Raw genomic sequence first — 13251 nt, forward strand, 5'->3', positions numbered from 1 at the left:
TGATCGTTGAGATATCCACGTCGGTCATGATTGCGTGGGGGATTGGCCGTCAGTTGACTCCCGAGAGTCGAATCGTGCCAGCTCCAGCTGGGGTCTGTTCCCCACCCCATGTTCCCACGAGGCAACCGGTAAAACCGCCTGCTTCTTCGGTTGACAGCCACGCCGCATCGACCGAATAGGAGTGCCCGTCGCCGTCTTTTTCGCCGACGCCAACGAGGATCCCCAGGTCATTGAGGCGAATCCAGAGTCGGTGTTTCTCCGCTGTCCCCATTGACGAGGACGAGGCCGCGCCTTCCTCGCTCCGGGTTGCGTGATCTCCCATGCCTCGCAGCTGCTGTCCAAGGCTCACGCGTTCCATTTGTCCCGCACGGTGAAGTTCTACCAGCACTTCATTCGGCTCATCTCCGAGTCGAAGACGGATCCAGTTGTCACTGTCCTGGATCATTCCCAGTGCCGTGATGTTGCCCTGTGTGAGTGCTTCCCATGCGATTGATATCGACGCGTCCCAGGACGCCACCCTCACGCCACGGAACGTGGCGGCCTCGTCCTCGTACCAATCACGGCCCGCTGGACGTAAAGCGGACGCACGGAACTCAGCGATATCGGTGTCCGTGATGATGCCGGGGCGCTCCTGTCGGATCACACCGGCGGAGGCTGAGGTCAGGGAGCGTGTTTCCCCCGGAAGACCCGCAGTTGTGTCAATGAATTCCGGGAGGTGCCCAACGCCAGGGGCGAAAACAGGCCAGCCATCTTCCCATGTCACCGGGCAGAGGAATGTTTCTCGGCCAAGAAGATGGCGATTGTCCCTGAGGCGAACTCCCAGCATCACTGCCCACCACGACCCATCGGGACGGCAGAACAGATCTGCGTGTCCGACGTTGTGGACCTCTGAATGCCGCCCAAGGTTGCGATGAGTGAAAATCGGGTTCCGTTTGCATCCGTGCCACGGACCCGTGACTTCGCGTGAACGCGCGATACTCACCGAATGTTCTTCAGCTGTTCCGCCTTCAGCGGTGAGCAGGTAATACCAGTCCCCCACGCGATAGAGGTGGGGCCCTTCAGACCAGACGGCACCTTCAACGGCTCCGTGCCAAATAACGGTTTCCGGACCCGTGAATACGGCATTATCGAGGTCGACCGGTCGAGTCCAAATTTCCGTTTGCTGTTCCCACAGGGGAGTGTGTGCAAGACGCGTACCCGTCCACCAGACGGTGCCGTCCGCGTCCTCGAACACGTCGGGGTCGATCCCGCCGGCCCCGTCGAGGATCTTCGGAGTTGACCACGGGCCGGATGCTTCCGGTGCAGTCATGATGAAGGACCGCGATATCGGTCCCGTCACCATTGTGCACACCAAGACGAAGCGGCCCCCGATGTGGCGCAGTGTCGGCGCGAAAATCCCTTCGGAGTCTTTCGCCGAGGCGAAATCGAGCGTGGCCTCGTCAACGAGCGCATGGCCAACGAGTTCCCACGACTCCAGGTCGCGGCTGGCATGAATGGGAAGCCCGGGAAGCCACGTGAATGTTGAATTCACCAGGTAGGTGACGTCACCGACCTGACACACGGAGGGATCCGGATACATCCCCGGTAACAGTGGGTTACGCACGGTCATCCCTTCACGGCTCCTGTAAGTCCACCAACGATGCGACGCTCGAAGAGGCTGAAGAAGATCAACGCGGGAATCATTGACAGCGACGTAAATGCCAGGACTTGTGCGGTGTCTACCGAGTATTGGGATGCAAATGCCTGAACACCCAGCGGGAGGGTGAAGAGTTTGTCATCGGAGAGAACGAATAGCGGAAGCATGTAGGAGTTCCACGATCCGATGAATGCAAGAATTCCCGTGGTAATGACACCCGGAGCTGAGAGTGGCAGAACGATCTTCCAGAAGAACCCGAGGCGACTACACCCATCAAGCGCGGCTGCCTCTTCGAGTTCCTTAGGAATGGTCCGCAGGAACGGAACGAGGATGATGACCGTTGTTGGAAGTGCGAATGCGATCCCCGGGAGAATAACACCGAGGAGATTGTTCGTCAGCCCCAGTGACTTGATGAGAATGTACAGCGGTGTAATGGCGACGGTCATCGGGAACATCAGTCCCGCTGCAAATAGCGAGTACATGGCACCGCGTCCCCTGAAGGGGTAGCGGGCGATGACGAAGGAAGCCATCATTCCCAGGATGACGACGCCGAGGGTTGTGGCGACGGCAACGATGATGGAATTGAGGATCTGACCCCAGAACACCGACGAGGTGATCACCGTCGTGTAGTTTTCAATAACCCACGGATTGGGTAAGCCCGCCGGGTTTTCGGTGATCTGCGAGTTAGTACGGAATCCTCCGATGATCACGTAGGCAACGGGAGCAAGAATCGCAATGATTGTTACCGCAGCAACGAAGTAGATTCCGGGATTCCCCCACTGAAGTTTTTGTGCTTCACGCCTTTTTGCGAGGCGGCCTTTGCGTTGAGACAGACGTGCGGTTGTCATCTCGTCCCTCCTGTCAACGCGCCTTCGGTGTCACGACGCAGAACGAAGCGCTGGTACAGCAGCGCAATAATCAGCGAGATGATGAAGACAACAACAGCAACGGCGTTACCGTAACCAAAGTTTCCAGCGAGGCGGCCATTGACAACCATGTAGGTCGCCATTGTCGAGGTCCCCGCAGTTGAGGCAACGTACTGACCCCAGATGATGTAAACGAGGTCGAAGAGCTGGAGCGAGCCAATGATCGACAGGAACGCCCACATGCGGATCGTCGGACCGAGCAAGGGGATGGTGATGCGGCGTTGAATTTGCCAGTAGGACGCTCCATCGACGCGCGCGGCCTCCATGAGTTCCGTTGGAATTCCCTGCATTCCCGCAAGGAAAATGATCACGGCGAATCCCACGTACTTCCACGTGAGGATCCCCATGAGGGTCCACATAGCGATCTTCGGATTGGAAATCCAGTCGTTCGCCAGGTTTCCAAGACCGATGTCCTGGAGAAGTCGGTTGACACCACCTTGGGTTTGCAGAAGCAGCGACCACGCCGTTCCCGCGATGACCTCAGAGATGACGTAGGGAATGAAGATCAGGACACGGATCACTGACTGTCCGCGCATCTTCTTGTTCAGCAGCAGCGCAAGAAGCAGAGCAATCGGACCCTGAAGGAGCAGAGATGCCACGAGGATGATGGCGTTGTGCCCCAAGACCGCATGGAATTCCGGGTCCGTCAGGATAGTCACGTAGTTTTTCAGACCGACGAAGTCCGTGGGAACGCCATAGCCCTTCCATTTGAAGAAGCCATAGTAGGCGGCCATAATCACCGGGAAGATGACGAAAGCAAGGAACATGAGGATCGCGGGCCCCGAAAGAACCGCGATCTCAAGGCGTTCACGCCTGCCGATCATTGACGGCTCTTTCGTCTTGCGGCCGCGGCTGCGGGAGGAACGCGCCCCTCCCGCAGCCTTGGATCCCCCGTTGAGCACGGGGAGAGCTGACATTGGTGCGGTCACCCCTTATCCGCTGCGGACTGCACGGCCTTAAGGATGCCCTCTGCATCGCTCTTGCCGGCAAGCATGTCGACAACCGCAACGTTCAGCGCGTTACCCACATTCTGGCCGAGCAGGGTGTCGAGCCATGTGGAGACGGAGGATGCCGCTTCGTAAGCGGGCAGGATGTCCTTGAGAGCATCGCTGGTGATGACGTCCTGAGCATCCTTGTTTGCGGGGATCGTCTCAAAAGCATCCGCGTACTTACGCTGGTTATCAGCGTTGACAACAAAGTTGAGGAAGTCCGCGCATTCCTTGGGAGCGTTCTTCGAGCATCCGAATCCGTCAACGCCACCCATCATTGCGGTCGGGTCACCCTTGCCGCCGTCAACTGCGGGGAAGGGGAACCAGCGCAGGTCAGCGAGCGGTTGCTTATCCGGTGTCAGGTCACCGATGACGCCGACGTTCCAGCCACCCATGAGTTCCATCGCTGCCTTGTGGTTGGCCACGAGACCGGCGGAGGATCCTGCTCCCTGCTGAGCCGAGGTGGTAAGGAACCCGTCGTTAAAGGGTTCAGCCGCGGCGAATTCCTCCAGGTCTTTGCCGGCCTTGAGCCAGCATTCATTCGTAAAGTCACCTTCGAGCGCTGATTTTGCGAGGACGTCTTCAGAGCATTCGCGAAGAGCGAAGAAGTAGTACCAGTGCGCGGCGGGCCATGCGTCCTTCGCACCGAGTGCGATCGGCTGAATACCAGCGGCCTTGAGCTTGTCGATGGCTGCGTTCAGGTCTTCCATTGTCTTGGGGGCCTCGGTGATTCCGGCCTGTTGGAAAAGGTCAGCCGAGTAGAAGATGCCGCCGGGAAGAACCGACATCGGCATTCCATAGACCTTGCCGTCGACCGAGAGAGCATCAAATGCGCCCTCGTTAATCGCCTTCTTCGTCTCATCGGTGATGAGATCGGTCAGATCCATTGCCTGACCAGCGTCAACGACGTCCTTGAGCTTGGCGCCGCCACGCGCAAAGAAGATGTCTGGAGCGTCATCGGCATTAAATGCGTTCTGGAGCTTGCCATCCATCTCTTCGTTCTGGATAGCTTGGATTTTGATCGTCACCTTCGGGTTCTGCTCGTGGTAGGCGGCTGCGGCTCCCTCCCAGAAAGCCTTTCCGTCGCCCGTTGTCGAGTTGTGCCACAGGGTCATCGTGACGTTGCCATCGGCATCTGCCTTATTCGCGGAGTCGCCTCCACCCGCGCAGGCTCCGAGGGCCAGCGCAGCAACCATGAGGGTCGCTGTGGCTCCAAGAATTCGTGAACGCTGTTTCATCTGTGAAACCTCCATTTCCTGGCCGCTTCAATCATCTTTGATCGAAACCTTTCGCGAACCAGTTTCACACAGAATTAGTTTAGACGGATAATTTAATCCGTCAAGTCAGAGCTTTATTACGATTTCATAACCCTTTGAGCGCTTTGGCAATTCCGAAACTATTTCGTAAAATGGGTTCAGGAGGTCATGATGGCGCGAGGCACCCAGAGAATGAACAAAGTGACACTTGACGATGTCGCCCGTGAAGCGGGCGTCTCAAAATCCGCTGTTTCTAAAGCGCTGAACGAGCGCGCAGACGTCTCACAGTCCACGCGAAAACGGGTGCTTGATGCCTGCGCTCGCCTTGGCTACAGACGATCAACGTCACCGAGAAACCAGGGCTCCCCGATGATCGCCTTCGTTGCAGATGACCTCTACACGACCTACACGTTGAAAGTTCTCAAGGGTGCAACCACCGAAGCCCAACGAGGCGGTGCAACCATCACGCTCGCTCACGGCCAAGCTGATGAATTAACGGCTCCAACCAACACTCCCCTGTCTGACACGTGGATCTCACGCATCGCCGCGATGGGTTTTGCAGGTGTCATCACATTGACCTCTCGAATCACCGAGGAGATCGCTGAAACTTTCCGCCAGTCAGGACTCCACCACGTGTCGATTGACCCGGCACTTCCCTCCCCGACGGGAACAACGTCGATCGGTGCAACAAACTGGAACGGCGCCGTTGCAGCAACGCAGCACCTCGTCGATTGTGGACATCGCAGAATCGGTTTCATCAAGGGTCCACCGGACTCTGTTCCCTCAAATGAACGATACGAGGGATATCAGTCCGCACTTCGGATGAACAACATCGAGATAGATCTGCGTCTTGTCGGCGGTAACGAATACTCCTACGACAACGGACGCACGGTCGCCACACATCTGATGACTCTGCCACCGAAGATTCGACCAAGTGCGATCTTCGCCTGTAACGATGTCACGGCTCTGGGCGTGTACGAAGCCGCACGCGAACTGGGCCTGAGAGTCCCAGAGGATCTGTCAGTTATTGGCTTCGATGACACCGACCTCGCGCAGTGGGCCACTCCTGGGCTGACAACTGTTCATCAACCACTCCTGGAAATGGGAGCGCGCGCAGTTCGCCATCTCCTCACCCTCAACAGTGATCAGTCCGAAGCGACGAGCAGTCCGATTCAACTGACCACTCAGCTGATTCTGCGTGATTCGACAGCGCAGCTGCGGTGAAGCAGCGGCATCGGCACCCAGCGCCGCACCGGGGATTTTCTCAGCGTCATGAATCCGGCGTCGTGGGTTGCGCCTCTGAACCCAAGGAACGTCGTACCGAGGGCATCGACACCACCGCGAGAACCAGTGCGGCCAGCGCGAAGCCGATGATCGTTGCGAATCCACCGGCAGATCCCAGGCGGTCAATAGCCTGACCGGCAACGAAGTTCGATAGGGAGATGCCGACAACCCACATCGAACCGAGGAATGACATTCCCTCTGTAAAGCGCGATGATGGGACGATTCTCAGCAGAATCTGATTGATGTTCACCACGGTTGGTGCCTGGAAAAGCCCGGCGATGAGCATGATGATCCCGGCGGTGAGCATTGAGTCAACGAAAATCAATGCACTGCAACTGAGCGCAAGGACACCCAGACCCGAGTAGAAGCGAATCCACAGCGGACTCTTCCAGTCACGCATCCCGTAGAGCATCGCCCCGATCATTGAACCGCCTGAAAAACACGCCGTGACAGCTCCCGCCCAGGCCTGCACATTCCGTTCCTTTGAGAAGGCAACAATGGCCACACCCGTCGTTGTCTGAAATGCCCCGTAGAACACGAGGATCAGAAGCAGAGTGACAAAAGTGACGGTCCAGAGTCGCTGAGACTCGCGAGGACCCGAGGGGGAATTGTGCGCCGCGGTCGCAGTATTCTCAGTCAAATCCGCCGCGACCACAGGCCTCTCAGTGGGAGCCGATGGTGCCACGTGCGACGATTCACCCACACCGAATTCGGATTGCTCCGACACATCATTCGTCCGCTCATCAGCGATGGCGTCCTGTGATTGCTCCACCGCTTCCATGCCGGGTTGTTGAGCGGGCTCGTCCTCGTTCCCAGATACGTGCCGGCTCATCAGGGGAGCAGGCTCGTAGACCCGAACGGAAAATAACAGGTAGAGCCCGAGGAACACTGTTGCCACAGCAAACACCAGCGCAGCAATCGGTGACACCACCGTCGCCAGAACCGTGGCAATCGGAGTTGAGAGCACCCACATGCATTCCTCAAGCACAGAGGTCAGGGACAGCGCAGACGACATCCGCGACGGCTGTTCGCGCAACACCAGACGCCAGCGTGAGCGAATAATCGAACCACCCGGCACAGTGACGCCCAGCATGATGACAACTACCATGAGCACCCAATACGGAGGCTGCACCCACAGCACCACCGCGAGCGCGCACATGGACAGTACCCAGAAGGCACCGACGATGAGGCTTACTCGCTGCTGACCCCACCGGTCAATGAGACGCCCAACGTGGGGTCCAACGAACGCGCCGGCTATCGACATGACAGCCGAGGCAATCCCCGCTGCCGTGTACGAGTGATACCCGTCGCGCACACCAATCAGCAGCGCCATGCCGATCATTCCGAAGGGGAATTGGATGATTACTCCGCCCAGCAGGAATCGCAGCACGTGAGGGGTGGTCAGCAGTGTCCGATACACTCCGATTCCCCGATTGGAACTCACAAGGCACCTCCCATCCGTCCAAATGGCTTGATTGAGCTATTGGTCTTTCGAGACCCGCGGACCACGGCTCCCGCGGATAATCTGCGCCGACACCAAGGTCAACAGACCCGCAATCGGCACAACAACCATCGCGGACAGCAGCGACGTGTGTTCGACGATGATGCCGACAAGCGGTGGTGCCCCCAGGAAGGCAAGCCTGCCCAACCACGAAACGATCGTCAGACCAACACCGGGTTTCATCCCGGGAATGTCATCGGCGGCATTCATCGCAATCGGAACGGTCGACGCGCAGCCGAAACCAGCCAGGCACATACCGATGATCGTTGTCCAGACGGTCGGCACGGCAACGGCAATCCCCATACCGAGGGTGATGAGAAGCCCACCATAGATCAGCGTGCGCCTCGGGCCGAAGATCTGCATCTGCCAGTCCGCGCTGAATCGGCCAATTGTTTGCGCAGCGAGAGCGAGAACGTATGCAGATCCGGCAAGACCACCCGTGATCATGAGGTAGTCGCGCATATAGAGCGTTGTCCAGGTTTGGGCGGCGTCCTCGACAAGCATTCCGGCAATTGCCAGCAGCGTCAGCGCGGTAACAACGGTGACGGGGGAAACCTGCGCCGTGCGGATCCGCAGGTCAGGTGCGTCTTCTCTGAGGTCAATGGGGGACGAGGACGAGGCGGCGCTCCATTCACTCACCGGATCCCGTTGGCCGGGCAGAGGATCCGCGCCGGGAAGGCAGAATCTCAACGCCACCTGGGCAATGATGACAAACAGTGTGGAGGCGACGATCAGGTGAAGCCACAGGGGAATGTGTGCGGCCGTTGCCGTTGTCCCCATGAAACCACCAATGACGGCGCCGATCGACCAACCGGCGTGGAAAGAGTTGATGATTGGACGCCCTAAGACCCTCTGCACACGAAGGCCGTGGCCATTCTGTCCGACATCGGTGATCGCGTCGAGCCCACCGGCGGTGAAGAGAACAGCCATGAAAAGCGCCTGAAGGAGGAGTGGGACAAAACCCGGGGAGGCCCCATCCTGAGTGAGGAGACGCAGCCCTGCGAGGAGGCCAACACCGGTGAGGGAAATCCCGACCCCAATGGTTCCCCAGGCGGCGGTGCGTGCGGAGCCGAGGCGGCGCATGATCGCACCGGCCAGAGGCCCAACGATGAGGGCACCCAGAGGGAAAGTCGCAATTGTCATGCCGTAGAGGGAATCAGACAGCTCGAAAATGTCTTTGATTTCCGGGTAGCGGGGAACGAGATTGGCAAAGAGTGCGCCGTTCGTCAGGAAGAGGACGAACACTGCCATACGCGCATGACGGATACGGTCATTCACATGCATGCCTTTGATTGAGTCGTGTGGGATGGGACGGCGATCATGAGATGGCGAATGCGCACCAAGGCCGAGGCTCACCCACTGTGAACAGTGAGCCGCCCCGGCCTCAGTCACTGAGGACTATCACCGCATCGAGTATGTGCCTGCTTTAAGGCTCATGAGAACACGCACCCGCCGGCGACATCCAGCGATCCGACAGGAGATCAGGCGTTCGCCAGAACCTTCGCGGCCTGTTTCGCAGCTCCCAGCGCAACGTATTCGCCGGGCTCTGGCATCTCAACCTCAGCGGCCAATCTCTGTGCCGCAAGTTTCTGCACGGCAACCGACTTTGCGCCGCCGCCAACCATAAGCACCCTGTTCAGCGGAACACCCAGCGCCCGAACAGCGTCGAGTGCGTAACGCATGAGGCTGAGCAACCCCTCAACGGTTGCGCGGGCCACGTGCTCACGATCGGAGTTCGCCAGCGTCATGCCCCGCAGCTCAGCGGTGGCGTCGGGCAAGTTCGGCGTGCGTTCACCCTCGAAATAGGGAACGAGTTCGAGGCCACCGGCGTCCTCCACAGCGAGCGCGTATTCGTCGAACTCCTGATAGTTCAGACCCGTGACAGCCATCATCGCGTCAATAATGCGGGAAGCGTTGAGTGTGCACGCCAGCGGCAGCCAGTTTCCGGACGCATCAGAGAATCCGGTGACCAGGCCCGACGGGTCAGACACGGAAGTTGCGGATACCGCTGCGACAACTCCGGAGGTTCCCAGCGACAGCAGTGCCGAACCGGGTTCCAAATCCACGCCGAGGGCCGATGCGGCGTTGTCTCCAGCTCCCGGTCCCAGCACAATGTCACCCCAGCCGCGCTCGGGGTCGCCACGACCAACAACGTCCCACGGGCCGGCGATCGTGGGCAGGATGATGCGTTCGGCCTCGTCCTCGTCAATGCGCAGGGCGGCGGCGAGGATATCGCGACGATACGTTGGGGTCTCACGCGCCATGTAGCCGGTGCCTGAAGCGTCGGAACGGTCCGTGGCGAGGGCGTTGAGGGACGGTGAGCCCATGATCCGCCACGTGAGGTAGTCGTGGGGAAGGCAGATCGCGGCGATGCGGGCAGCGTTGTCGGGTTCGTTATCGGCCAGCCAACGCAGTTTCGTCACGGTCAGGGAGGCAACGGGAACGGATCCGGTCGCTTCGGCCCACCAGGCGGCTCCCTCAGATCCGGCGGTGTCGAGGCCGTCGGTTCCGCGTTCTTTGATGAGGTCGCGGGCGGCTGCGGCTGAGCGCGTGTCATTCCATAGCAGTGCCGGGCGGATGACCTGGCCCTCGGCGTCGAGGCAGACCATTCCATGCTGCTGACCACCGACAGACAGCGCGGCAACATCATCGAGGCCACCAGCCTGTTCAAGTGCCTCAAGGAAGGCATCCCACCAGGCGGCGGGGTCAACCTCGGTGCCGTCGGGGTGTGAGGCTTTCCCCTGGCGGACGATCCGGCCGTTTTCTGGGTTGTAAATGACGACTTTGCAGGACTGTGTCGACGTGTCGACTCCCGCAACATAGGGGCGTTGAGCGGTCATGATGGCTCCGTTAGTTCACTGTAGGGGAACGTCCAATGTGTATGCCGACGCGCGCTACCAAGCAGCCTGGGCCTGGCAGCGCGCGTCGCCTCGGGTCGCGATCAGGCGCGGCCGAGGGTGTCGAAGATGTAGTTATTCAGCGTGGCCTTGACACATTCGAGGTGGTCGGACTTCGTTGCGGCAACGAGGTCGGCCTGCGGAATGTCGAGTGCGTGCTCCTCAAGGGAGGCCAGCGTTGCGGTTCCGTCTTCGACGGTCTTGCCGATGCCGGAATCGAAGGACGAGTAGCGATCGGCCACAAGGTTCTCGATGTAGCCGTCTTCGTGGAGCTTCGCTGCAACGAGGAGACCGGCGGCGTAGGTGTCCATGCCGACGACGTGGGCGCGGAACAAGTCCTCAGCGGTGAACGAGGTACGACGCGGTTTCGCATCGAAGTTCAAGCCGCCGTGCGGGCCGATGCCTCCTGCGGCGAGGATTTCCCACATGACCGCAGTGGTTTCGTAAATATCCGATGGGAATTCGTCGATGTCCCAGCCGATGAGCTTGTCACCCTGGTTGGCATCGAGTGAGCCGAGCATCCCGGCCTCGCGTGCAACACGGATCTCATGCTGGTAGGTGTGTCCAGCGAGGTTGGCGTGGTTGCCTTCAAGATTGAGCTTGAAGTGCTTGTCGAGGTCGTAGGTCTGGAGGAACGCGATGGTTGTTGCAGCATCGAAGTCGTACTGGTGCGAGGTCGGTTCCTTGGGCTTTGGCTCGATGAGGAACTGAGCGTCCAGGCCGATTTCCTTCGCGTAGTCAACGCACATGTGGAAGAGACGAGCGATGTGGTCCTGCTCGCGCTTGAGGTCGGTGTTCCACAGGTTCTCGTAGCCCTCGCGGCCACCCCAGAACACGTAGTTCTCAGCGCCGAGGCGCTTGGCGATTTCCAGGGAGTGCTTGAGCTGTGCGCCCGCGTAGGCGTAGACCTCGGCAAATGGTGAGGTGCCGGCACCGGAAACGAAGCGGCGGTTTGTAAACAGCGAGGAGGTGTTCCACAGCAGCTTGATGCCGGTTTCCTTCTGACGTTCCTCAATGCGGTCAATGACGCGGTCGAGGATCTTGTTGGTTTCACGCAGCGTGTCGCCTTCGGGGGCGAGGTCGCGGTCATGGAAGCAGAAGTACTCAACGCCGAGCTTCTGGTAGAACTCAAAGGCGTAGTCAACTTTTGCCAGGGCAAGGTCAATGGGATCGGTGTAGGAGTCAAAGGGGCGTGTGGCTGTGCCCTCACCGAAAGGATCAACGAGACGCTGGTCAAAGGTGTGCCAGTAGGCAACGCCGAATCGCATCCAGTCCTTCATTGTTTTTCCAGCGACGACGCGGTCCGCGTCGTAGTAGCGGAAACCCAGTCCCTGTTCGAGCTTCTCGGTGCCCACGAATTGAATCGGGTCAATGTTCCACAGATTCGAGTCCGACATAGTGTTCCTCTCGTCGTTGAGTACGTGACGGATTTTGTTTCGCTATAAAACTTAGACCGGATCTGCGCTATAGTCAACATGTGTCCGTCCGAAAACAACGTTCCGCGTCGACAACGAAGTCATCCACCGTCAATCGGGGACTCGTCCGCCCTCGTCCCAAAGAACTCACGCGCCTGACCGGCGTGCGCGCAGAAAGCCTCCGTGCGATCAACATGTCGCTGGTACTGCGCGGAATCCTCGCCAAACCCGGTGACACCACGCGCGCAGCAATCGCCGCGGACACAGGAATTACCCGAGCAACGATTTCACGCCTCGTTGACGACCTCATCGACGCTGGATTCGTCACAGAACTTGCCCCCAGCGGCGACAACCAGCGCGGACGCCCCGCCGTGCGCCTCACCCCCGCTCCCGGCCGAATCGTCGCACTCGGCTTGGAAATCAACGTCTCCTCCCTCTCAGCCGTCCTCGTTGACCTCACGGGAACGATCATCGATCGCGAACAGATCGTTGAAGATAACGCAAACTCGAATCCCACCGCTGTGGTAACGACACTCGCGGCCCTGAGCCACGAACTCATTGAACGCTCGCTTCCACAAGGGGCGCTCCTCCTGGGAAGCGCACTTGCACTGCCCGGTCTCGTCTCCCCCACGGCTCTGACTCTTGCCCCCAACCTCGGGTGGCGCGATATTCCCCTCGACCAACTACTCAAGTCACTCGCCGACTTCAACCCCGTCGTTGTTGCTAACGAGGCCGACCTTGCAGCCTTCGCCGTGGCCAACCCACGTCCCGGAGTGCCCTCCGGTCCCCCAACATTCATCTACGTCTCCGGTGAAGTCGGAATCGGTGCCGGCCTCGTCATCAATCACGCAGCACTCGGCGGTGCCTCCGGATGGTCAGGCGAAATCGGCCATATCTGCGCCGATCCCTTAGGCCCCCTGTGTTCCTGCGGTGCCAGCGGATGCCTTGAGGCCTACCTGGGGCTGCGCGCCCTCGCCGCCCAAGCCGGTCTTCCCCGAAATGCAACGGCCCAGGACGTCCTCGACGCCGCTGCCCACGGAAACCCCGAGACACTGCGCGCCCTGACGGAAGCCGGCGGCGCACTTGGACGCGCACTTTCCGCAGTGATTAACTCCGCCGATATTCCCCTCGTGCTTCTTGGCGGACGCATTGCCGAACTTGCGGACTACCTCATCACACCCGCGATGCGGGAAATCACCACGCGCGTCCTGCACAACTCGTGGTCGCAGATCCGCATTGAAACCGTCAAGGAATCGAGCTTCCACTCCTCCATCGGCGCCGCTCACCGCGTCATCCAACAATTCGTTGATCACCCCGTTGACTACCTTCCACACGACCGATGGTGAC

10 protein-coding genes are annotated in these 13251 nt (G+C 59.4%); 2 read left to right on the forward strand and 8 right to left on the reverse strand.

All coding sequences use genetic code 11. The features are described 5' to 3' along the window. Window positions 1–49: 49 nt before the first annotated feature. From G7Y41_RS09850 to G7Y41_RS09865, 4 genes are read right to left on the reverse strand one after another with little or no spacing between them, the layout of a single operon-like run. Window positions 50–1609 (reverse strand): glycoside hydrolase family 43 protein, encoded by a 1560-nt coding sequence (locus tag G7Y41_RS09850; RefSeq protein ID WP_165315523.1) that lies wholly within the window; start codon window positions 1607–1609, stop codon window positions 50–52. Beyond that, on the reverse strand, window positions 1606–2484 hold the full coding sequence (locus G7Y41_RS09855; protein ID WP_165216888.1) for a carbohydrate ABC transporter permease: 879 nt from the start codon (window positions 2482–2484) through the stop codon (window positions 1606–1608). Before G7Y41_RS09855 ends, G7Y41_RS09850 begins: the two co-directional genes overlap by 4 nt. Further along, the gene (locus tag G7Y41_RS09860) at window positions 2481–3479 is read right to left on the reverse strand and encodes a carbohydrate ABC transporter permease (protein ID WP_165315522.1); all 999 of its coding nucleotides are present in this window, start codon (window positions 3477–3479) and stop codon (window positions 2481–2483) included. The genes G7Y41_RS09855 and G7Y41_RS09860 overlap by 4 nt, the downstream gene beginning before the upstream one ends. Before the next feature lie 8 nt (window positions 3480–3487). Next, entirely contained in the window at window positions 3488–4789 is a 1302-nt protein-coding gene (locus G7Y41_RS09865) for an ABC transporter substrate-binding protein (RefSeq protein WP_165216890.1), read from the reverse strand. Between the two features lie 210 nt (window positions 4790–4999). Here G7Y41_RS09865 and G7Y41_RS09870 point away from each other — a divergent pair, with 210 nt between their 5' ends. Further along, complete coding sequence (locus G7Y41_RS09870) at window positions 5000–6031, forward strand: LacI family DNA-binding transcriptional regulator (protein ID WP_165315521.1); 1032 nt, start codon at window positions 5000–5002, stop codon at window positions 6029–6031. Between the two features lie 46 nt (window positions 6032–6077). Here G7Y41_RS09870 and G7Y41_RS09875 read toward each other — a convergent pair whose 3' ends face one another. The 4 genes from G7Y41_RS09875 to xylA form a co-directional block, all read right to left on the reverse strand. Beyond that, a complete protein-coding gene (locus tag G7Y41_RS09875; RefSeq protein WP_165315520.1) occupies window positions 6078–7535 on the reverse strand; it encodes an MFS transporter in 1458 nt (485 codons plus the stop codon). A 36-nt stretch (window positions 7536–7571) separates the two neighbouring features. Beyond that, window positions 7572–8876: an MFS transporter gene (locus tag G7Y41_RS09880; RefSeq protein WP_165315519.1), complete on the reverse strand. Its 1305-nt coding sequence runs from the start codon at window positions 8874–8876 to the stop codon at window positions 7572–7574. 197 nt (window positions 8877–9073) lie between these two features. After that, the gene (locus tag G7Y41_RS09885; RefSeq protein ID WP_165315518.1) at window positions 9074–10432 is read right to left on the reverse strand and encodes a xylulokinase; all 1359 of its coding nucleotides are present in this window, start codon (window positions 10430–10432) and stop codon (window positions 9074–9076) included. 101 nt (window positions 10433–10533) lie between these two features. Beyond that, window positions 10534–11886 (reverse strand): xylose isomerase, encoded by a 1353-nt coding sequence (xylA, locus tag G7Y41_RS09890; RefSeq protein ID WP_165216897.1) that lies wholly within the window; start codon window positions 11884–11886, stop codon window positions 10534–10536. 80 nt (window positions 11887–11966) lie between these two features. Between xylA and G7Y41_RS09895 the strand changes: the two genes are divergently transcribed. Next, the gene (locus G7Y41_RS09895; protein ID WP_165315517.1) at window positions 11967–13250 is read left to right on the forward strand and encodes an ROK family transcriptional regulator; all 1284 of its coding nucleotides are present in this window, start codon (window positions 11967–11969) and stop codon (window positions 13248–13250) included. Window position 13251 lies beyond the last annotated feature (1 nt).

The organism is Schaalia sp. ZJ405 (assembly GCF_011038885.2).
In the GTDB taxonomy this organism is placed as follows: Bacteria; Actinomycetota; Actinomycetes; order Actinomycetales; family Actinomycetaceae; genus Pauljensenia.

Excerpts from the sequence above, each read along its gene's own strand:
- G7Y41_RS09850 (WP_165315523.1), bottom strand. The coding sequence starts at position 1,609 with ATGACCGTGCGTAACCCACTGTTACCGGGGATGTATCCGGATCCCTCC.
- G7Y41_RS09855 (WP_165216888.1), bottom strand. The coding sequence starts at position 2,484 with ATGACAACCGCACGTCTGTCTCAACGCAAAGGCCGCCTCGCAAAAAGG.
- G7Y41_RS09860 (WP_165315522.1), bottom strand. The coding sequence starts at position 3,479 with ATGTCAGCTCTCCCCGTGCTCAACGGGGGATCCAAGGCTGCGGGAGGG.
- G7Y41_RS09865 (WP_165216890.1), bottom strand. The coding sequence starts at position 4,789 with ATGAAACAGCGTTCACGAATTCTTGGAGCCACAGCGACCCTCATGGTT.
- G7Y41_RS09870 (WP_165315521.1), top strand. The coding sequence starts at position 5,000 with ATGAACAAAGTGACACTTGACGATGTCGCCCGTGAAGCGGGCGTCTCA.
- G7Y41_RS09880 (WP_165315519.1), bottom strand. The coding sequence starts at position 8,876 with ATGCATGTGAATGACCGTATCCGTCATGCGCGTATGGCAGTGTTCGTC.
- G7Y41_RS09885 (WP_165315518.1), bottom strand. The coding sequence starts at position 10,432 with ATGACCGCTCAACGCCCCTATGTTGCGGGAGTCGACACGTCGACACAG.
- xylA (WP_165216897.1), bottom strand. The coding sequence starts at position 11,886 with ATGTCGGACTCGAATCTGTGGAACATTGACCCGATTCAATTCGTGGGC.